This window comes from Streptomyces sp. SCPE 10, from assembly GCF_051980735.1.
In the GTDB taxonomy this organism is placed as follows: domain Bacteria; phylum Actinomycetota; class Actinomycetes; order Streptomycetales; family Streptomycetaceae; genus Streptomyces; species Streptomyces misionensis.
Genome location: NZ_CP197069.1, coordinates 6,595,132 through 6,615,082, shown reverse-complemented (window position 1 = coordinate 6,615,082; position 19,951 = coordinate 6,595,132). Strand labels below are relative to the sequence as shown.

15 protein-coding genes and 1 pseudogene are annotated in these 19,951 nt (G+C 74.2%); 11 read left to right on the top strand and 5 right to left on the bottom strand.

Features of this window, described 5'->3' with window-relative positions; all coding sequences use genetic code 11:
- Positions 1-22: 22 nt before the first annotated feature.
- Positions 23-877 (bottom strand): Cof-type HAD-IIB family hydrolase, encoded by an 855-nt coding sequence (locus ACSP97_RS30345; RefSeq protein ID WP_382012926.1) that lies wholly within the window; start codon positions 875-877, stop codon positions 23-25.
- Positions 878-1,002: 125 nt separating this feature from the next.
- On the opposite strand from ACSP97_RS30345, the gene ACSP97_RS30340 reads away from it, so the two are divergent.
- The 6 genes from ACSP97_RS30340 to ACSP97_RS30315 all read left to right on the top strand — a co-directional run bounded on the left by ACSP97_RS30340 (position 1,003) and on the right by ACSP97_RS30315 (position 6,933).
- Positions 1,003-1,851 carry an SAM-dependent methyltransferase gene (locus tag ACSP97_RS30340; protein ID WP_382012916.1) on the top strand — a complete coding sequence of 283 codons (849 nt, stop codon included), beginning with the start codon at positions 1,003-1,005 and terminating at the stop codon, positions 1,849-1,851.
- Between the two features lie 34 nt (positions 1,852-1,885).
- On the top strand, positions 1,886-3,289 hold the full coding sequence (locus ACSP97_RS30335; RefSeq protein WP_440555206.1) for a glutamine synthetase: 1,404 nt from the start codon (positions 1,886-1,888) through the stop codon (positions 3,287-3,289).
- Between the two features lie 2 nt (positions 3,290-3,291).
- The gene (locus ACSP97_RS30330; RefSeq protein WP_440555204.1) at positions 3,292-4,470 is read left to right on the top strand and encodes an amidohydrolase family protein; all 1,179 of its coding nucleotides are present in this window, start codon (positions 3,292-3,294) and stop codon (positions 4,468-4,470) included.
- Between the two features lie 16 nt (positions 4,471-4,486).
- Entirely contained in the window at positions 4,487-5,014 is a 528-nt protein-coding gene (locus ACSP97_RS30325; protein WP_070029604.1) for an NUDIX hydrolase family protein, read from the top strand.
- A 156-nt stretch (positions 5,015-5,170) separates the two neighbouring features.
- On the top strand, positions 5,171-6,394 hold the full coding sequence (locus ACSP97_RS30320; protein WP_440555202.1) for a hypothetical protein: 1,224 nt from the start codon (positions 5,171-5,173) through the stop codon (positions 6,392-6,394).
- Positions 6,391-6,933 (top strand): hypothetical protein, encoded by a 543-nt coding sequence (locus tag ACSP97_RS30315; protein ID WP_440555200.1) that lies wholly within the window; start codon positions 6,391-6,393, stop codon positions 6,931-6,933. Before ACSP97_RS30320 ends, ACSP97_RS30315 begins: the two co-directional genes overlap by 4 nt.
- Here the strand turns inward: ACSP97_RS30315 and ACSP97_RS30310 are convergent.
- The gene (locus ACSP97_RS30310) at positions 6,891-9,008 is read right to left on the bottom strand and encodes an ATP-binding protein (RefSeq protein WP_440555198.1); all 2,118 of its coding nucleotides are present in this window, start codon (positions 9,006-9,008) and stop codon (positions 6,891-6,893) included. The genes ACSP97_RS30315 and ACSP97_RS30310 overlap by 43 nt on opposite strands.
- Before the next feature lie 183 nt (positions 9,009-9,191).
- Here ACSP97_RS30310 and ACSP97_RS30305 point away from each other — a divergent pair, with 183 nt between their 5' ends.
- Both ACSP97_RS30305 and ACSP97_RS30300 read left to right on the top strand, forming a co-directional pair.
- Positions 9,192-9,617, top strand: coding sequence for a hypothetical protein (locus tag ACSP97_RS30305; RefSeq protein ID WP_355529835.1), 426 nt, complete (start codon positions 9,192-9,194; stop codon positions 9,615-9,617).
- 167 nt (positions 9,618-9,784) lie between these two features.
- A complete protein-coding gene (locus ACSP97_RS30300; RefSeq protein ID WP_440555196.1) occupies positions 9,785-10,582 on the top strand; it encodes a COG4705 family protein in 798 nt (265 codons plus the stop codon).
- Between the two features lie 75 nt (positions 10,583-10,657).
- Here ACSP97_RS30300 and ACSP97_RS30295 read toward each other — a convergent pair whose 3' ends face one another.
- The 3 genes and pseudogenes from ACSP97_RS30295 to ACSP97_RS30285 form a co-directional block, all read right to left on the bottom strand.
- Complete coding sequence (locus ACSP97_RS30295; protein ID WP_440555194.1) at positions 10,658-11,323, bottom strand: chaplin family protein; 666 nt, start codon at positions 11,321-11,323, stop codon at positions 10,658-10,660.
- A 223-nt stretch (positions 11,324-11,546) separates the two neighbouring features.
- Positions 11,547-12,107, bottom strand: a complete 561-nt coding sequence (locus ACSP97_RS30290) for an adenylyl-sulfate kinase (RefSeq protein ID WP_355529956.1) — start codon at positions 12,105-12,107, stop codon at positions 11,547-11,549.
- A 774-nt stretch (positions 12,108-12,881) separates the two neighbouring features.
- Positions 12,882-13,523, bottom strand: a pseudogene (locus tag ACSP97_RS30285) (FAD/NAD(P)-binding protein); the annotation flags it as partial.
- Positions 13,524-13,654: 131 nt separating this feature from the next.
- On the opposite strand from ACSP97_RS30285, the gene ACSP97_RS30280 reads away from it, so the two are divergent.
- The 3 genes from ACSP97_RS30280 to fxsT all read left to right on the top strand — a co-directional run bounded on the left by ACSP97_RS30280 (position 13,655) and on the right by fxsT (position 19,781).
- The gene (locus tag ACSP97_RS30280) at positions 13,655-13,963 is read left to right on the top strand and encodes a trypco2 family protein (protein WP_355151940.1); all 309 of its coding nucleotides are present in this window, start codon (positions 13,655-13,657) and stop codon (positions 13,961-13,963) included.
- Positions 13,964-14,093: 130 nt separating this feature from the next.
- A complete protein-coding gene (locus tag ACSP97_RS30275) occupies positions 14,094-15,578 on the top strand; it encodes a VMAP-C domain-containing protein (RefSeq protein ID WP_355151941.1) in 1,485 nt (494 codons plus the stop codon).
- A 273-nt stretch (positions 15,579-15,851) separates the two neighbouring features.
- Positions 15,852-19,781, top strand: coding sequence for an FxSxx-COOH system tetratricopeptide repeat protein (fxsT, locus tag ACSP97_RS30270; RefSeq protein WP_440555191.1), 3,930 nt, complete (start codon positions 15,852-15,854; stop codon positions 19,779-19,781).
- Positions 19,782-19,951 lie beyond the last annotated feature (170 nt).

Genomic DNA, 19,951 nt, shown 5'->3' with positions numbered 1-19,951 from the left:
TGGACGCCCGCGCAGGCCGCTTTTACAGTCCCAGCACCCGGGCGATCGTCCGCAGCACCCCGTTGTCGTTGTTCGACGGCGCCAGGTGGCGGGCCCGGCGGATGACCTCCGGGTGGGCGTTGGACATGGCGAAGGACCAGTCGGCGGCGTCGAGCATCTCGAGGTCGTTGAGGTAGTCGCCGAAGACCATGGTCTGGGCCGGGGTGATGCCGAGGGCGTGCTGGAGGCCCCGCAGGGCGGTGCCCTTGTTGGCGGTGCGGTTCATCACGTCCACCCAGTGCTCGCCGGAGACGACGACCTGGTGGGTGTCCGCGAAGGGGGCGAGCGCGGGGGCGGTGGAGCGTTCGGCGGAGCCGAAGTCGAAGACGGCGACCTTGATGAACTCGTCGTCCACCGCGGTGACGTCGTCGACGACGCGGTGCTCGACGTAGTAGCGGCGCACCTCCGCCAGGAACGCCTCGTCGGTCCGCTCCACGTACGCGGCCCGCTTGCCGCAGACCACGGCGCCCGCGTCGCCGCCGTCCGCACCGAGCCGCCGTACCGCCCGGGCGACCCCGGCCGCGATGGAGCGGTCCAGCGGATCCGAACTCAGCTCGGCGCCGTCGCGCACCACATAGGTGCCGTTCTCCGCGATGAACACCATGCCGTCGGCGACATCCTCGAACTGTCGTGCGAGCGTGGCGTACTGGCGCCCGCTCGCCGGGCTGAACAGCACCCCGCGCCGGCGCAGTTCGTCGAGCATCGGCCACAGGCCGTCCGGTATCCGCTTGGCGTCGTCCAGCAGGGTTCCGTCCATGTCGGTGACGACGAGGCGGATGTCCACGGGACCGGCGGGCAGCGCGGGGGTGTCGAGGAGGGTGGCGGGCGTGACGGGCATGGCCTGCTTCCGGGCGGGGGTCAGGGTACCCACCCAGTGTCCCTCATGGGGCGGAACGTCCCCCGGCCGCCCCGAACCGCCGACCGTGCGCGGATCCCGGGACAGGGCGATCACCGGACGGCACAATGACGGCGGGCCATCCGCACGGAAGAAGGGCGAGTGACGTGACCGACGGTGACGCGTTGACGACCGGACCGGCGAGACTGGACACCTCCGTGGCGCACAACGCCCGGGTGTGGAACTACTGGATCGGCGGCAAGGACCACTACGAGGTGGACCAGCGGGTCGGCGACCAGGTCGCCGGGATGTTCCCGGTGATCCGGGAAGTGGCCCGCGCGGACCGGGAGTTCCTGGCGCGGGCGGTGCGGTTCGTCACCGCCGAGCAGGGCATACGGCAGTTCCTGGACGTGGGCACCGGTCTGCCCACCGTGGAGAACACCCACGAGATCGCCCAGCGCATCGCCCCCGAGTCGCGGGTGGTGTACGTCGACAACGACCCCATCGTGCTGGTGCACGCCCGCTCGCTGCTGACCAGCTCCCCCGAGGGCGTCACGGACTACGTGGACGCCGATGTGCACGACCCGGACGCCATCCTGCGGCGCGCCGCCGACACCCTGGACCTGGACCGGCCGGTCGCGCTGATGATGCTGGGCATCCTGAACTTCGTCCTGGACGCCGACGAGGCCCGGGACATCGTGCGGCGGCTGATGGCGGCGCTGCCCTCCGGCAGCCATCTGGTGCTCACCCACCCCACCACCGACCCCGGGGCGGGCGGCGAGGGCAACGTCGCCGCGATGGAGTTCTGGAACGCCCACGCCACCCCGCCGATCACCGCCCGCGGCCGCGCCGAGATCGCCTCCCTCCTGGACGGCCTCGACGTGGTGGAGCCGGGACTCGTGCCCTGCTCGCAGTGGCGCGCCGGGCCGGGCGCCGAAGCCGTGCCGCAGCTCGGCGCGGTCGCCGTGAAACCCTGACGCGCCTACCGGGCCGAGCCCGCGGAGGAGACGCATGACCACGCTTGCCGACCCCGTGCCCGGCGGGCGCCCCGCCGATCTGTGCCGGGTCGCCCCGCTCACCGCCGCCCTCGCCGCCCAGGGGGTGCGCGGCATCGTCCTGGCCTATGTGGACACGGCCGGCGTCACCCGGGTGAAGACGATCCCGACGGCCCGGCTGGAGGCCGCCGTCTCCTGGGGCGTCGGGATGTCCCCGGTGTTCGACACCTTCCTCGCCGACGACTCGATCGTCACCACCGACGTCCTCGGCTCCCCCGACGGCGACCTGCGGCTCTACCCGGACCTCGACCACCTGGTGGTGCTGGCCGGGCAGCCCGGCTGGGCGTGGGCGCCGGTGGACCGGATCACCCAGGAGGGCGACCGGCACCCCGGCTGCGCCCGCACCTTCCTGCGCCGTACCGTCGCCCAGGCGGCCGAGCGGCACGGGCTCGGCTTCAAGGCGGCGATCGAGGTCGAGTGGGCGGTCGGGCTCGGCTCGGCGCCCGCCGGGGAGTTCGTGCCGGCGGTGTCCGGACCGGCGTACGGCGCGATCCGGCAGGTGGAGCTGAGCGACTACCTCGCCGATCTGCTGGCCGCGCTCGCCGCCCAGGACGTGGACGTCGAACAGGTCCATCCCGAGTACGCGGCCGGGCAGTTCGAGGTGTCCACGGGCGCGCTGGACCCGGTGGCGGCGGCCGACCGCAGCGTGCTGGTGCGGCAGACGATCCGGGCGGTGGCCGGGCGGCACGGACTGCGGGTGTCGTTCTCCCCGGCGGTCCTCGCCGGGGGCGTCGGCAACGGCGGCCATGTGCACCTGTCCTGCTGGCGCGACGGGGCGAACCTGCACGCGGGCGGCGAGCGCCGGTACGGCCTGACGCCCGACGCGGAGTCCTTCGCGGCCGGCATCCTCGCCCGGCTGCCCGCGCTGACGGCGGTCACCGCGCCCAGCCCGGCCAGCTATCTGAGGCTGCGCCCCTCCCGGTGGGCGGGGGTGTTCACGGCGTGGGGGCGCGAGACCCGGGAGGCGGCGCTGCGCCTGGTCACCGGCACCACGGGCCGCCGGCACCAGGACGCCAACCTGGAGGTGAAGCCGGTCGACCTGGCCGCCAACCCGCATCTGGCGCTCGGCTGTCTGCTCGCCGCCGGACTCGACGGGCTCGCGGCCGGTCTGCGGCTCCCCGAGGAGATCACCGGTGACCCGGCCCGCTACGGCGCGGACGAGGCGGCGGCGCTCGAGGTACGGCGGCTGCCCGCGTCGCTGCCCGAGGCGGTGCGGGAGTTCCGCGGCGACGAGGTGCTGCGGTCCGCGCTCGGCCCGGTCCTCGCGGACGCGGTGAGCGCCGTGCGGCTCGGCGAGGCGGCGGCCGTCGAGGGCCTGGACGACGCTCAGGTGGCGGCGGCCTACCGCTGGACGTACTGAGCATGGCGCCCACCGGGCCGGTCCACGAGGCCCTGGCCGAGCTGGAGTTGGTGGACCACCACTGCCATGGCGCGGTGACCGTCGATCTCGCCTTCCACGCGTTCGAGTCCCTGCTCACCGAGGGCGAGGCCTGGCCCGGCGTCTCGCCCTTCGACAGCCCGGTGGGCATCGCCGTACGACGGCACTCGGCGCCCCTGCTGGACCTCCCCCGGCACGCGCCGCCGGACGAGTACGTGGCCCGGCGCGCGGAGCTGGGCGCGCGGGAGGTGAACCGGCGGTTCCTGTCCGCCGCGGGGGTCGGGACGTTCTGCGTGGACACCGGCTACGCCCCGCACCCGATCACCTCCCCCGCCGAACTGGCCCGCGCGGCGGGCGCGGTGGCGTGCGAGGTGGTTCGGCTGGAGCAGCTCGCGGAGACGGTGGCCGCGCGGGGCGTGGAGGCCGGCGAGTACGCGGCCGTGCTCCGCGCGGCGGCCGAGGAGGCGGTGCGGCGGCCGGGGGTGGTGGCGGTGAAGTCGGTCGCCGCCTACCGCACCGGGTTCGCCCTCGATCCCCGGCGGCCCGCGGACGCGGAGGTGACCGTCGCCGCCGGCCGCTGGCTCGCCGCGGGCGGCGGCCGGCTGACGGACCCGGTCCTGGTGCGCCACCTGCTGTGGACCGCCGTCGACCTGGGGCTGCCCCTGCAACTGCACACCGGGTTCGGCGACGCGGACGTACGGCTCCACCGGGCGGATCCCGCGCTGCTCACCGACTGGCTGCACCGCGTCGCCGGCACCATCCCCGTCCTGCTGCTGCACTGCTGGCCGTACCAGCGTCAAGCCGCCTATCTGGCCGCGGTGTTCGAGCGGGTGTACCTGGACGTGGGGCTGGCCCTGCACCACACCGGCCCGGCGCGGGCGCGGGCGGTGCTGGCGGAGGCCCTGGAGATCACCCCGTTCCGCAAACTGCTGTACAGCTCCGACGCGTACGGGGTGGCCGAGTTCCACCACCTGGGCGCGCTCTGCTTCCGCCTGGGCCTGGCCGAGCTGCTGCAAAGCCGGGTGGACGCCGACGAGTTGGCCCTCGCCGACGCCCTGCGGATCGCGTCCTGGACGGGCCGCGACAACGCCCGCAGGATCTATGGACCACCCGTGTCCGAACCGGTCCGCGATCCCCGCGGCCGCCCCACCCGGAAAGTATGATCAAGCAATGTCTGACATGACCGAGACCACGCCCGGCTGGCTGACCACGGACGAGCTGGAGATGGCCAGGGCCCGGATGCCGATCCTGTACGTCGAGGCCGTGCCCGTGCGGGTGGACGACAGCGGCGAAGTCACCAGCATCGGGCTGCTGTTGCGCATCGGCCCGGACGGTACGGTCAGCCGGACCCTGGTCTCCGGCCGGGTGCTGCACCACGAGCGGGTCCGTGACGCGCTGCTGCGCCATCTGGAGAAGGACCTCGGTCCGGTGGCCCTGCCCCGGGTGCCCGCCTCGCTCCAGCCGTTCACGGTCGCCGAGTACTTCCCGACGGCGGGCATCACGCCGTACCACGACCCGCGCCAGCACGCGGTGTCCCTCGCCTACGTGGTCCCGGTCACCGGTGACTGCCGTCCGCGTCAGGACGCCCTGGACCTGGTGTGGTTCAGTCCCCAGGAGGCCGCGTCGGCCGCCGTGCAGAACGAGATGCCGGGTGGCCACGGCGTGCTGCTGAAGCAGGCGCTGGCCCACGTGGGCCTGGCGTTCTGACACCACTGGTGCCGGACCGCCCACCCGGTCCGGCACCCCGCTCCCCGCCCCCGCAAGGTTTCTGCAAGGCGTCGGCAAGCCTTCCGTCCGCCGGTCCGGGCAGAGCCCTGGACAAGGGCCCGCAGGGCACTCGCGAGAGACATCGGGGGGTACACCGTGTCGGCGTTGGGTTCACAGGCCGATCCGTCGGCCACCGGCCGGGAATGGCGCACACTGCTCGGGCGCAAGACGGTCCTGACCGTCGCGCACACCATCACCTATGCGAAACGACTGGTCGACATCCTGTCGCTGGTGGACGACGACTTCCGTGTCCAGGTGGCGTTCACCGCGCCGCCGCACGTCTTCGGCGACGAGGTGCCGCGGTTCCTGCACCGGCTGGGCTGCGCGGTGCTGCCGTGGGAGGAGGCCGTGCGGATGCCCTTCGACGTGGCCGTCGCGGCCGGCCCGAAGGGCGTGGAACGGCTCCGGGCGCCGCTGATCACGCTGCCGCACGGGGCCGCCTACCTCAAGGTCGTCACGGCGCCCGCCGAGCCCGGGGTGGCCGGGCTGCGCCGGCAGGACGTCGCCCCCGGCGGGAGGCTGCCCGCCGCGATCGTGCTGCCGCACCACGCCGACCTCCCTGAGCTGGCGCGCAACTGCCCCGAGGCGGTGCCGCTCGCCCGGGTGGTCGGGGACCCGGTGTACGACCGGATGTCCGTCAGCCTGCCGCTGCGCGGCCGCTACCGGGAGGCCCTCGGGCTGCGGGACGGCGAGAAACTGGTGGTCGTCTCCTCCACCTGGGGTGCCCGTTCGGCGTTCGCCCGGTTCGAGGCGCTGCTGCCCCGGCTGCTTTCCGAACTGCCCGGCGACGAGTACCGCTGTGTCGTGCTGGCCCACCCGAACGTGTGGTCCGGGCATGGCGCCTGGCAGGTCAGAAGCTGGCTGAGGCACTGCGCCCGGCTCGGCATCTGCCTGCTGCCGCCGGAGGAGGACTGGCGCAGTGTGCTGATCGCCGCCGACTGGATCATCGGGGACCACGGCTCGGTCACCCTGTACGGGACGCTCACCCCGGCCCCGATCCTGCTCGCGTCCTCACCGGCGCAGGACATCAACCCCGCCTCCCCCGCCGCCGCGCTCGCCCTGACGGCACCCGCCCTGTCCCCGGTGCATCCGCTGGTCGACCAACTCCGTTACGCGGCGGCCGAGTACCGGCGGGAGGAGTACGCGGCGATCAGCGCGCGCATCACCTCGCAACCGGGGTGCTTCCACCGCAACATGCGGCGGCTGCTGTACCGCACCCTCGGGCTCGGCCAGCCCGCCCACGCGCCGGTCACCGCCCCGCTGCCGGTGCCGCCACCGCTGGCCTCCCGGCCCGCGGCGGGGCAGGAGGTGGCGGTGTGAGCGGCCTGGTCTCGGTACGGCTGACGCCCGCGGGCGAGGTGCGGTGGCTCCCCGCCGCGTGGCCGGGTCCGGTGCTGCGGTTGCGCATGGGGACGGCCGGTACGGAGGTGGTCGCCGAGGCCGCTCGGGTGCGGCCCGGGACGCGCCCGGAACGGGGCGAGGCGGACGAGCACTACGCCGTGGACGCCGAGACCCTCACCGGAATCCGCCGTCCGGCGTGCGCCGATGTGCTGTACACGGTGCGGCCGCGGCCCCGGGACATGGCGGCGCGCTGGCTGGCCGAGGTGTCGGCGCGGTATCCGGGGTGCGCGCTGGCCTCGGCGCCCGTGACCGGCGGGGGCTGGCTGGCCCTGGCGGGCGCCGGGCGCGACGGCGGGCCGACACCGGTGGCCCGGGGGGTCGGCCCGGACCGGCCGCTGTTGGCGTCGTGTCTGCACGCGTGGCTGGTCCGGGGCGGCTCATTCGCCGAGTTGGCGTACGTGCGGCCTCTGCGACCTCAGTCCAGGCGGCGCGCGTCGGCGGGGCTGGTGAGTTCGTAGCGGGAGCGGGCCTGCGCGAGATGGTCGCGGGCCTCCTCCTCGTCGCCGTGCTCCCGGGCGCTGTGCCCCAGCATCTCCAGTGTGCGGGCCTGCCAGTGGAGGGCGCCCGAGGCGCTGAACGCCGCCAGCGCCTCGCGCATCTCCCCCATGCCCAGGGCGTGTTCACCGCCCTGGGCATGGGCCCGGCCGAGGAAGGCCAGGGCCCGGGTCGCGTCGTGCGGGTCGGCCACCTCGGTGAGGATCCGCCGGGCCCGCGCGAAGAGCGGGAGCGCCCGCTCGGGTTCCCGCTGCCGCAGGGCGATCTCGCCGAGCGAGATGTACGCGAGCGCCACACCGCGGCGGTAACCGCACTCCTCCCAGGCGCGCACCGCGAGGCCGAGGTGCCGCAGCGCCTCCTCGGTACGGCCCCCGGCGAGATGGCAGCCGCCGAGCCCGAGGTGCGCCTGGCCCTCGTCGCGGATGTCGCCGGCCTCGCGGGCGGCGCGCAGGGACTGGTCGTACCAGTCGGCGGCCTCGTCGGTGCGGCCGGCGGCGGACAGGCCGATGGCTCCGGAGTTGAGCATCTGGCGCTCGGCCTCGGTGTGCCCGTCGGCGCGGGCCGCGGCCAGGCCGATGGTGTGCGCCTCGGCCCACAGGTCGTAGTAGCGCAGCCGGAGGAACAACGGCCACATGGCGTCCGTCAGTTGCCAGGCGGTGGCGTGCCAGCCCCGGTCCGCGGCGGTGCGCAGCATGGCCATGAGGTGGTTGCGGTGGGCGTCGAGCCAGTCCAGTGCGCCCTTCTCCGCGTCGAACGGTGCGGGCGGCTGCGGCCGGTGCGCGTAGGTCCGCGGAAGGGTGAACTGGGCGGGTGTGATGAGCTGTTCGGCGGCGGTGGCCGTGTGCAGGTACCAGTCGGCCACCCGACGCAGCGCCTCGGCGCGGCCGTCGTCCCCGTCGTGGGCCTCGGCGCAGGACCGGGCGTGCACCCGGACGAGGTCGTGGAAGCGGAAGGTGTCGGGACCGATGTCCTCGACCAGGTTGGCCTCGATGAGCTCGTCGATGCGGCGTTCGGCCCACGGCTCGTCCTCGGCGCAGCCGACGGCCGCCGTGCGGGTGTCGAAGGTGGGCAGGGGCAGGATGCCCAGCGTGCGGTAGAGGCGGGCGGCCGGCGGGTGGAGCACCGCGTACGACGCGTCGAGGGCTTTGCTCACCGTGATCTCTCCTTCCACTTCCAGTGCGGCCAGACGGTCGGCGTCCGGGACGAGGGAGTCGGCGAGTGCGGCGATGGGCTGCCGGGGCCGCGAGGCGAGGCGCGCCGCCGCCAGGCACACCGCCAGGGGGACGCCGGCGCACAGCTCCACCACCTGTCGCACGGCGGAGCGTTCACCCGCCACGCGTTCCTCGCCGACGCCACGGGTGAGCAGTTCCAGGCCGGCGTCCGGGCCGAGCGCGTCCAGCCGGAAGAACGCCGCGCCGTCCAGGCGCAGTCCGGTGAGCCGCTGTCTGCTGGTGACCACCACGAGGGCGCCGGAGCCGCCCGGCAGCAACGGCCGGATCTGTGCCGCGGTGAAGGCGCTGTCCAGCATGACGGCGAGCCGCCGTCCGGCCGTGACCGACCGCCACAGCGAGGACTGCTCGGCCAGTCCGACGGGCGGGGAGGCGATGCCGAGCGACCGCAGGAACTGTCCGAGGACCTCGGCCGGGTCGGCCGGCCCCCCGGCGGCGTGGCCGGACAGGTCGGCGTACAACTGGCCGTCGGGGAAGGTGGCTTCGTGGGTGTGCAGCCAGCGGGAGACCAGGGCGGTCTTGCCGATGCCCGCGGGGCCGGTGACCACGATCAGCGAAGGGCCGGTGTCGGGGTCCTCCCGCCCGGCCAGCAGGTCGTCGAGCGCGGCGACCTCGTCGGTGCGGTCCGTGAAGTGGTGTGGCACGGGCAGGAGTTGCCGGGGAACCGGCGGGGAGTGTTCGGCGGCCATGTGCACATGGACGCCGCCGCTGACGTCGCGCGCCTGGACGGTGGGCGCGTAAAAGCGTGCCGAGCCCGAGATGCTGTTGCTGACTCCGCTGTCCCGGCCGCCGTCCCCGGTCGCTCCCATCCACTTCTCCCCCGTGCTTTGTCATATTCACCTGTCACCCAGCCTTACCCCTATCACGGCGCCGGGCATTCGACGCGCCGTCAACATGGCGGCCGATTCGGCCACCCCCGCGTGCTCTTGTGGGTGGCGCCACCTCCCCGCACAGTGAAGGGGACGAGCGGACGGTACGGGGAGGCGTTGCGCATGGATCCGGTGTCGGTGGGGTTGCTGACGGCGTTGGCGGGGGGCGCCGGCGGGGAGTTGGGCCGGCAGGCGTGGGCGGCCCTCGGTGAGCTCGTGCGCCGTCCGCTGCGGCGGGCCGGTGCTCCGGAAGCCGTAACGGGCGCCTCGGCGGAGGCGGAGCTGGCCCGGCTGGCCGAGGACCCGCGCGATCCGGCGGCGGCGCGGGCGCTCGGCACCGCGCTCGCCGTGCGCGCCGACGCCGACGCGGAGTTCGGGGAGCTGCTGCGGCGGTGGAGCGAGTCCGCCCGGCGCATCACCCTGGAGTCGGGGAACGTCGACAACTCCATCTCCGGGGGCTCGTTCTCGGCGCCGGTGTTCCAGGGGCGCGACTTCTCCGGCCTGACCTTCGGCGCGCCGGCCCCGGAGCAGGGCCCGGCCGACGGCTGAACCGACGATCCTCACCCGGCGCGCACCCCCCTGACCAGGGGTTTCAGTGACGCTTTCAGGTTGTGTTCAGGTTCGCGGGGCGCTGGGGCAACGGCTGCACCAGAAGCCCCAAAACAATGGCAAAGGGGGCTGGGGGCCGGGCGGGCGCGCGTGCGAAGGTGCGGGGCATGAGCACAGAGCACGTCCTCGACCGGCGGCCCGCCGGGCACGCACGCGCGCGCATACGCGAGAGCGCGAGCAAAGTGCCGGAGGTCACCGTCTACTTCTGGATCGTCAAGGTCCTCACCACCGGCATGGGCGAGACCGCCTCCGACCTCCTGGCACGAGTGCTGGGCCCGATCCCCGCGGTCGGTCTCGGCGGCGTCGCCTTCGTCGCCGCGCTCGTGCTCCAGTTCGCCGTCCGCCGGTACGTGGCCTGGATCTACTGGACGGCCATCGTCATGGTCAGCGTGTTCGGCACCATGGCCGCGGACGTGCTCCACGTGGGCCTCGGCGTGCCGTACACCGTGTCCACCCCGCTCTTCCTCGTCGCCCTGGCCGCCGTCTTCGCGCTCTGGTACGCCACCGAGCGGACCCTGTCGATCCACACCGTGCGCACCCGCCGCCGCGAGTGCTTCTACTGGGCGGCCGTGCTCGCCACCTTCGCCCTGGGCACCGCGGCCGGTGACCTCACGGCGAGCATCGGCCTGCGGTACCTGGGCTCGGTGGTCCTGTTCGCGGTGGCCATCTGCGTCCCGGCCGTCGCCCACCGCGGTGGTGTCCTCGGCGCGGTGGCGGCCTTCTGGACCGCGTACGTCATCACCCGCCCGCTGGGCGCCTCGCTCGCCGACTGGATGGCCGTGCCGACGGGCCGCGGCGGCCTCGGCTGGGGGCTGGGCCCGGTCACGCTGTCGTGGACCGTGGCGATCGTCGCCTTCGTGGCGTTCCTCGCGGTGTCCCGCCCAGGCAGTCGGGCCGCACTCTGATCCTCCCCGACGACGGACGGGAAGGCCCCGTGGGACGTGTCCCACGGGGCCTTCCCGCTGTGCGATGGTGCCCGATCAGCGCGAGGCGCCGGGGCGGAAGCGCCGGTACAGGGCCGCGCCACCGATCAGGGACGCGGCGCCGGCGACGGCGGCCGTGAGGGTGCCGTCGGCGCCGGTGTGCGCGAGCATGCCCGGCGGCTGGTGCACGGCCACGGACGGCGCGGGCTCCGGCACCGAGGGCGCCTGGGGGCGGGCCGGGGGCTCGGAGTGCACCGGAGGGGTGCTCCGCGGCGGCGTGACGGGCGGGGTGGAGTGGGTGCTCGACGTGTTCTCGGAGTGGTTCCCGAAGACGGGGTTGCCGATCCCCACGACGTCCACGGTGTTGCCGCTGACGTTGACCGGCAGGTCGACCGGCAACTGGATGCCGTTGCCGGAGACGACGCCCGGCGAGCCCTTCTCCACTCCGGCGGCCGTGGCCCCGCCCCCCGTCGTGGAGCCGCCCTCGTGGCCCTTGGTGGCCGTACCGCCCCTGTTGGCGCAGCCGTTGCCCATCGCGGGGTTGAGGAGACCCACCACGTTCACGGTGTTCCCGCACACGTTCACCGGGACGTGCACCGGAAGCTGGATCCCGTTGCCGGAGATCAGCCCGGGCGAGCCGACCGCTGCCCCGTCCGCAGCGGAGTCGGCGTACGCCGTCCCGGCCAGAGCCATCGCGCCCGAGGCGGCCGCGAGGGCGATCACACCGTTTCGGGTAACCCGTTTCATAGGTTCCCTGCCTTCCAGACTTGATCGCGGGCGCTCGCCCGCGTGAAGGTAAACGCAGGGAAAAACAGGTGAGTTATGGCTTGTCAATCTTTCGGCCGGTATATGCCACGATCGCTGGCCGGTATGTGACGTCCGGCCGAGGGCGGGGTCGCGTCCGGCGCCCCTCGCGGGGCGCCCGCGGAACGCGTGCCGCGGCTCCTCAGAGCAGCCCGCGTTCGGTGAGCAGGGCGTGGACCGCGTCCGCCGACTCGGCGGGGGTCCGCCGGTGGGTCTCCAGCCGCAGTTCCGGGCAGTCCGGCGGCTCGTACGGGTCGTCGGCCACGCCGGTCACGCCCGCCGCGCCGGCCGGTGCGCCCGCCGCCCTCCGGGTGGGGAGGCCACCGGCCTCCCGGGCGGCGCGGGCCGCCACGGGCGCCGCGACATGGACCTCCAGGTACGGGACGCGGGCGAGGTCGTGACGCAGCCGGACGCCGTCCCGTGCGTCGCGACCGGGCGCGCGGTCCGGCACCAGGACGATGACGCCGTTGCGCGCGAGCACCTCGGCGACCATGCCGACCCGCCGCACCCGCGCGTCCCGGTCCGCGCGGGAGGAGCCGGGCCCCGCCGGGGGGCCCGCGCCGATCTCGTCGCCGTCCAGGACCTCCGCCCGGTGGCCCTCGGCCCGTATCCGCGCGGCCAGTTCGGCGGCGATGCCACTCGTGCCCGCGCCGGGCTGTCCGGTCAGCCACACCGTGGCCCCCGGCCGGGCGGGCACCGGCACCGGGCGCACGCGCTCGGCACGCGGAATCGAACGTCCGGGCGTCGAACGTGACTTCAGCAGAGTCCGCGCCAATGCGGCGGCCTGCTCCCGGATTTCGGGTACGGCGGTGCTCTCCCAGAGGTCGCCGCGCCGGTGCGCGCCCAGCGTCCACAGCGGTACGACGGCCCCGTCCCGGGCCCGCAGCCGCCCCTCGGCGGTGGTGGCGAGTCCGATGCCGAGCGGGCCGGGCAGGGCAGTCCCGGAGGAGACCAGGCAGGACAGCAGGGGGTCACGGGACTCGGCGACCCGCAGGCCCTGACCGGTGCAGTCCACCACCCAGCCCACGTCGAGCTGCCGGGGGCCGGTGACCGTCACGGTCAGCGTGTCGCCGTCCGGCCGGGCCGCCGTGACCTCGCCCGTGTGCAGGCGCAGCCGGCCCGCGGTCCGCAGCCGGGTGACGGTCTCGGCCGTCTCGGGCGCCATCCGGTGCCGGTGGATCTCCCAGAGGTGGCGGTGGCTGAGCAGGAACTCCGCCCGCTCCTCGTCGTCGAGTCCGGCCCACAGCCGGGAGACCAGGGGGCGCAGGCCGTCGAACGCCGGCCGCCAGTCGCCCAGCTCGTCCGTCACACGCCGGATGTGCCGCAGCACGGCCGGGCGCAGCCGGCACAGCGGCAGCCCCGCCAGCGGCTCGGCCGGGGGCACCGGCGGCAGCGGGACGAGGGCGTGGCGCCGGGGCAGCCTTCCGTGCCGGGACAGGGCGTGCACGGTGCGTCCCGGGCGGTCCAGGGCGAGGGCGACGTCCACGGCGGTCAGGCCCGTGCCGACCAGCAGGACGTCCCGGCCGTCCGCGAGCGGGCCGTCGAGCGCGCCGGGCGCCCAGGGGTCGGGCACGAACCGTCCGGACTCCCGGAGTTCCGCGGGCGCCCACGGCGCCCGGCCGGCGAGCGGGCCGGTGGCGACCACCACGGCGTCGGCGGTCAGCCGCGCCCCGTCGGACAGCCGCACCCGGGCCTTGTCCCCGTGCGCCGAGCAGGCCACGGCACGGGCGGACCTGCGCCGGAGGACGAGCGGGCCGCGGGCGCGTTCGACGCGGGCGGCGAGGGTGGCGAGGAGGTAGTCGCCGTAGTGGCCGCGGGGCGCGAAGGTCCGCTCGGTCGCGGCGGGCATCCGCTCGCGGACCAGCCAGCGGACGAAGTGGTCGGGCCGGTCGGGCAGGCAACTCATCCCGCCGGCCGGCACGTTGAGCAGATGGCGCGGGTTCCGGGTGGAGAACGCCACGCCCGCGGCGTCCTGCGGGCCGGGGTCGACCAGCGTGAGTTCCACCGGGGCGCGGGTCCGTGCGACCTCCTCGGCGACGTGGACGGCGGTCAGGATGCCGGCGGCGCCGGCCCCCACCACGACCAGCTTCAGGGGAGCACGTCCGTGCCCGTCGCCCATCCGTACCTCCGCGGGGTTGTCCACCGAATCGGTGGATTATAGGGCGGGCGGTCTCGGCGGGGCCGGTGCGCCGCCGCACGCGGTGCCGTTTCGGCCTGCGCGGGCCACCGGCACGCCGATAGGATTGCCATGTGATCGAACTCGCTGAAATGATCCGGGAGTTGAGCCAGCAACTGGACGCCGCCCTGACCCAGGGACCGGCCGGCGCCGTGCGGTTCGAACTCGGACCGGTGGAGATCGAGGCGGACGTCGTGGTGGGCCGCAAGGGCGGGGCGAGCGGCAAGGTGCGCTTCTGGGTGGTCGAGGCCGGGGCCGACGGCCGGTTGGAGACCTCGCGCACCCAGCGGATCCGCCTCACCCTGCACCCGAAACTGGTCACTCCGGACGGGACGCAGATAAAGGTGCTGATCTCCGGGGAGGAAGACGAGGGGGAGCGCTGACCGGACCGCCGGGGCGGCGCGTTCGCCGTGCGTCCCCAACACCCTGACGTGGCGGGAGTAGTGGCCGTACGCTGGTCGGCACCGTCACCGGGAACGGACTGGCGGCTGGTGGCGATCGGAGGTCACGGGGGTGGAAGGACGGAACCCCGCGCGGGTTCGCAACGAATTGGTGGCCGGTGTCGTCGACGTGCTCCAGGAATCGGCCACCCTGCGGCACCCGGCCAGTGCCGATCTGCTGGTGACCATGTTGAGCCAGGAACTGGGCACGACCGTCGAGCCGTTGGGGAACGGGGCGCTGCGCCCCTATCTGCTGCGCCTCGTGGAGAGCTGCGCGGCCGTCCCCGACGGACTGCCCTGTCTGGTGCGCTGCCTCGGATACGTGGAGCAGCAGTCGGTCACCGTGCTGGCGCTGCGCCGTCTGGTGGACGAGTGGGAGGCGGTCGACTTCTTCGACGGCGCCGATCTGCACCCGCTGCGCCCGGACCTGATGGAACTGCGCTCCACGGCAACGCTGGCGGCGATGGCGCGCCGGGCCAGCCGCTCGCGCACCCAGGAGCTGCCGCCCTGGTGCGACACCGGCTGGGCGGTGTTCTTACGCCTGGCCGGCGGCAACTCGGCGGCGCGGGAGCTGCCCGTGAGCATGGCGTTCCTGTCCCTGGCCGCCGACCAGCTGGTCGAGGACGGACAGCGGGAGGCCGCCGAGCGGCTGCGCCGCTGGAACCGCGCCCAGGCCCGCGTCTGGAACCTCGAGGACCAGATGGCCGAGTGGCAGCTCGGAGGCGTCACCGAGCCGCAGGCCACGCCCATGCCGGCCTATCTGATGATCCAGTTCGAGCCGGACGGGGTGGACCCCGACCGGTACTACCTCTCGCACTGGCGGCAGTCGGACGCCGAGGGCTGGCACCCCGTTCCCGGCCGGACGCTGCACCTGCACCGCGACGAACTGCCGGCCAAGGTGGACACGCTCATCGAGCAGACCGAGGAACGCTGGTCGGATCTGCGGCAACCCGTCGTACTCGAATTCATCCTTCCGTGGGAACTGCTCGGGGAGCCGGTCGAGTGGTGGCACAAGGAGGCGGACTCCGAGTCGCCCACCCCGCTGGTGATGGACTACACGGTCCTCGTCCGCAGTTTCGAGCGTCTGCGCAAGGCCGCGTGGCACCGCCCCTGGCACAACAAGTGGCGCCAGTACAAGGAGCGTCCGGCGGACACGCACTCGTACTGGAACCGCCCGGGCCACTCCCACTTCCACCTGGAGCGGGAGCTGAAGGAGGACGAGCAGGCCGTCTGCCTGGTGCTCAGCGAGCCGCCGGGCGGGGACTCCGGGGCCGGCCGGCAGGAGTACCTGGCGGCCCTGCGCGCGGGCGTGCCGGCCATGATCTGGCACCGTGGCGACTGCTCCGACCCGGCCTTCAAGGAGGCGGTGGCCGACATCGTGCAGGACCGGGGACTGGCCGGGCTGCTGGAGCGGACCGGACGTTGGCGCAAGGAGGCACTGGCCATGGGGCCGGAGGGGTGGGACAACCATGTGGGGCGCCATCTGGCGATCCTGCTCGACGATCCCGAGCGCAAGCCCGAGCCGCCGGGTCCCGCCCACGCGCCGGTGAAGCCGTGACGCGGGCGGCCCGGCCCCGGCGGCCTTCGACCGTCCACGCGTCGTGAGTGGGGGTGCCCGACATGCACCGGCGTGAATCCACCGGCTCCGGCCCCCTCCGCGTCCGCTTTCCCGCTCCCGCCGTGCTGTGGCGTACACCCTGCGCGAGCCTCCATGCGTCCTTGCTTCGGGGGTGCCCGCGCTGCGAGGCTTGGTCCGTGGATGTCACGCATGCCTGGAGTCTGCGGGACTCCACCGCACTCTCACCGTCACTTCGGCGCCTTGAGAGCACTCATGCACGATGACGACGAACAGCGACCGGAACGGGCCCGCCGGGAGGCCGCCCGTGTGCTGAGCCGGCTCGGGCGGGAGGCCACCGAGGCGGTGCTCGTCGTCGACGCGCACCCCACGATGCGGGTGTGGGACCAAGCGGTCGAGGACGATCTGGTCCGGGAACTGGAGCGGGCGGGGCGGTTCGGCCGGATGCGTGTGGTGCGGCTGCTGGGCACCGACGAGACGGACCCGGCGCAGGTGTGCGCCGAGGAGCCGCTCGGCCCGGCGCCCGCGGACGCGCACCGGGTGGTGCTGGTGCTGACCGACGGCATCGCCACGGGCTGGCGGCTGGGCACGGTGCATCCGCTGCTGCGCGACTGGGGGCGGGCGCAGCCGGTCGCCGTGGTGCAGATGCTGCCCCCGCACCTGTGGTTCCGCACCGGTCTCGACGTGTACCGGGTGCGCATCCGGGCCCCCCGCCCCTGGGTGGCCAACAGCGCCTGGTGCTGGGCGGAGCGGGAGGCCCCGGCGGACACGGCGGACGTGGCCGGGACCGGGACGGAGGGGGCGGCCCCCGTCGTCGTTCCCGTGCTGGCCATGACCGAGCGCTGGGCCGCCGCGCTGGCCCGGCTGGTGGCCGGCGCCGAACCGGAGTGGCTGGACCTGTCCGCCGTACCGGCACGGGAGTGGAAGAGCAGGCCGGACGCGGCCCGCGCGCTGCCCTGGGCGCAGGACGTGCCCGATCCGCACAGCCCCGTGCCCGCCGCCGACCGGGTCTCCGACTTCCGGGCCGCCGCCAGCCCCACGGCGTTCACCCTCGCCACCCGGCTGGCCGCCGCGCCGTTGAGCCTGCCCGTCATCCGGGCCGTGGTCGCGGCCACCCCGGACGCCGGCCCGGTGCACGTCTCCGAGCTGCTGATGAGCGGTCTGGCCCGGCCCGTCCCGGCCGGCGGCGACGGCCCGGCCGACGTGCTGTTCGACTTCGCCCCCGATGTCCGCGAGGAACTGCTGGCGCTGGGGCGCCGCAGCGCCACCGCACGGGTGCTGTACGACGTCCGGGGACTGCTGGCGGCGGACGGGACGGACCGTGCCCTGCTGCCCTCCCCGGACGAACCACTGGACACCCTGGCGATGCCCCGCGTCAACAGCCGCAACATCGCCTTCCTCCGTGTGGAGCTGACCGCTCTGCGCGCTCTGTCGGGACGCTACGACCAGCGTGCCGCCATGTTGGCCAAGGTGTTGAGCTGGCACGATCGGCGATACGCAGTCAGCCTGGAAAAGCCGTTACGCACGTCCACGGGATCCGCGCCCCCCGCCTCGGCCTCCCCGGCGGCGGAACACGCCGCCGAGCCGGAATCCCGGACCGTTTCCGAAGGAGCCACATCGATGCCGACACCGCACCAGGAGACCGTGGAGGCAGAGCGCACCGCGCAGCCGCGCGTCTGGGGGAACCTGCCGCCGCGCAACCCCAACTTCACGGGACGCGACGCCCTGCTGGAGCTGCTCGACCAGCGGCTGCGGGAGGGCACCACCACGGTGCTGCCGGAAGCGATCCACGGCATGGGCGGCGTCGGCAAGACCCAGCTCGCGATCGAGTACGCCTACCGGCACCAGTCCGAGTACGACATCGTGTGGTGGATCCCCTCCGAGCGGCCCGGGCAGATCGGCCAGGCCCTGGTGGAACTGGCGCAGCGGCTGGGCCTGGTGACGACCACCGAGGCCAACATCGCCGGTCCCGCCGTCCGGGAGGCGCTGCGCGAGGGCCGGCCGTACGCGCGCTGGCTGCTCATCTTCGACAACGCCGACAACCCCGAGCAGGTGCGCCACTACTTCCCGCAGGGCGGCCACGGCACCATCCTGGTGACCTCCCGCAACCGGCGCTGGGGGCAGGTGGGCGGCTCCCTCGAGGTGGACGTGTTCACCCGTGAGGAGAGCAAGGAGCTGCTGCGCCGCTCGGGGCCTCCGCTGCGGGAGGAGGAGGCGGACGCGCTGGCCGAGGCGCTCGGCGATCTGCCGCTCGCCCTCGAACAGGCCGCGGCCTGGCGGGCGGAGACCGGGATGCCCGCCTCCGAGTACCTGCGGCTGTTCGAGAGCAAGCGGATGGAACTGCTCGAGGTCGCCCCGCCGCCGGACTACCAACTGCCCGTCGCCGCGGCCTGGAACGTCTCCCTGGACCACCTGGAGACCCGCAGCCCGGCCGCGCTGCGGCTGCTCCAGCTGTGCTCCTACTTCGCGCCCGACCCGATCTCCCGGTCGATCTTCTCCGGCCTCGGCAACAGCAGCATCTTCCCCGAGCTGGACGCCGCGCTGAACGACCCGATGCGGCTGGCCCGCGCCATAAGAGAGGTGAACCGCTACTCGCTGGCCCGGATCGACCACCGGACCAACTCCATCGAGATGCACCGCCTGGTGCAGCTCGTCCTCAACAACCGGATGACGCCCGAGGAGCAGGCCCGGATGCGCCACGGGGCGCACACCCTGCTGGCCGCCGCCGACCCCAAGGCGCCGATGGAGCCGTCGAGTTGGCCCCGGTACGCCGAGCTGTACAGCCATGTCATCGCCGCCGGCGCGATCCGCTCCGACCAGCCCTGGGTGCGGCAGCTCGTGCGCAACATCGCCGAGTACCTGTACTGGTGGGGCGACCACGACGTGTCGCTGGACTTCTCCGAGCAGGCGTGGCGGTCCTGGCTGGAGATCTTCGGCGAGGAGGACCAGCAGACGCTGCTGATGGGGCAGTGGCTGTGCTTCATGTACTGGGTGGTGGGCAGGTTCGACGACGCGGCCCGGCTGGTGCTCCACCTCAGGGAGGTGTACGAGCGCACCGCCCCGGCCGAGGGCGAGGACAACCGCGAGGACGCCCTCGACGCGCTCCAGCTGGAGGCGGCCGTGCGCCGGGTGGAGGGCAGGTTCGCCACCGCCGCGGAGCTGGACCGGACGGCGTACGAGCGGGCGCACCGGGCGTTCGGCGAGGACGACCCGACCACGCTCAACATCGCCCACAACCTCTGTGTGAGTCTGCGCCTGGTCGGTGACTTCAAGGGGGCGCTCGAACTCGACCGCAGCACCCTGGCGCTGAAGCTGCGTCTGTACGGCCGGGAGGACCGGCGGACGCTGCACTCCGAGATGCACGTGGCCATCGACGTGCGCGAGACCGGGGACTACGTCGCTGCCCGCGCGCTGCACGAGTCCATGCTCAGCGCCTACCAGAACGTGTTCGGCCAGGGCAACCCGGCGACGATCGAGGCCAAGCGGCAGCTCAGCGAGTCCTCCCGCAAGGCGGGCGACCACGCGCGGTCCCTGGAGCTGGCCACCGACGCGTACGCCCAGTTCACCCGCCGCTACGGCGAGACGCACCCGCAGTCGCTGGCCGCGGCGCTGGCGCTGTCGATGGCGCTGCGGCAGAACGGCGATCTCCAGGCCGCCCGCACCCGCGGCGTCAAGGCGTGCGAGGGCTACCGGCAGATCTACGACCCGCACCACCCGCACGTCCTGTCCGCGGACGTCGACCTCGCCGTCACCCTGCGGCTGCTCGGGCAGCCCGAGGAGGCGCGGCGGCTGGACGAGGCGGCGCTCGCCGCGCTCGCCGACGGGCTCGGCGCGGGCCACCCGCTGGCCCTCGTCTGCGCCATCAACCTGGCGAGCGATCTCGCCGCGCTGGGCCGGCCCGAGGAGGCACGGCGCCGGGACGAGGACACCCTGGCCCTGTGCCGGGTCGCGTACGGCGAGGACCACCCGACGACGCTGGCCTGCGCGGCCAACCTGTCGCTCGACCTCCTCGCGCTCGGCGAGGACGCCGCGTACACGGTGCTGCGCGAGGACACCCTGGCCCGCATGGAGCGAGTACTGGACGCCCCCCGCCTCCAGTCCGACTCCGGCACCCGCCACCCGGCCACGGTGCAGTTCCGCGACCGCCAGCGAGCCAACTGCGACATCGACCCGCTGCCGTTGTGAGCCCGCGCGGGGCGGCGCCCCGCCGGCCGGCGTGACGGAGGCCGGGCCCGGTCACGGACCGCGCCCGGCGTCCGCGGTTCCGGCACGCCACCACGGGAGCCGGGACTCACCCAAGCGGGACGGGCACGCGGACGGGACCCGCCAAGCGCGCCGCAAGGGGGCCGGGACTC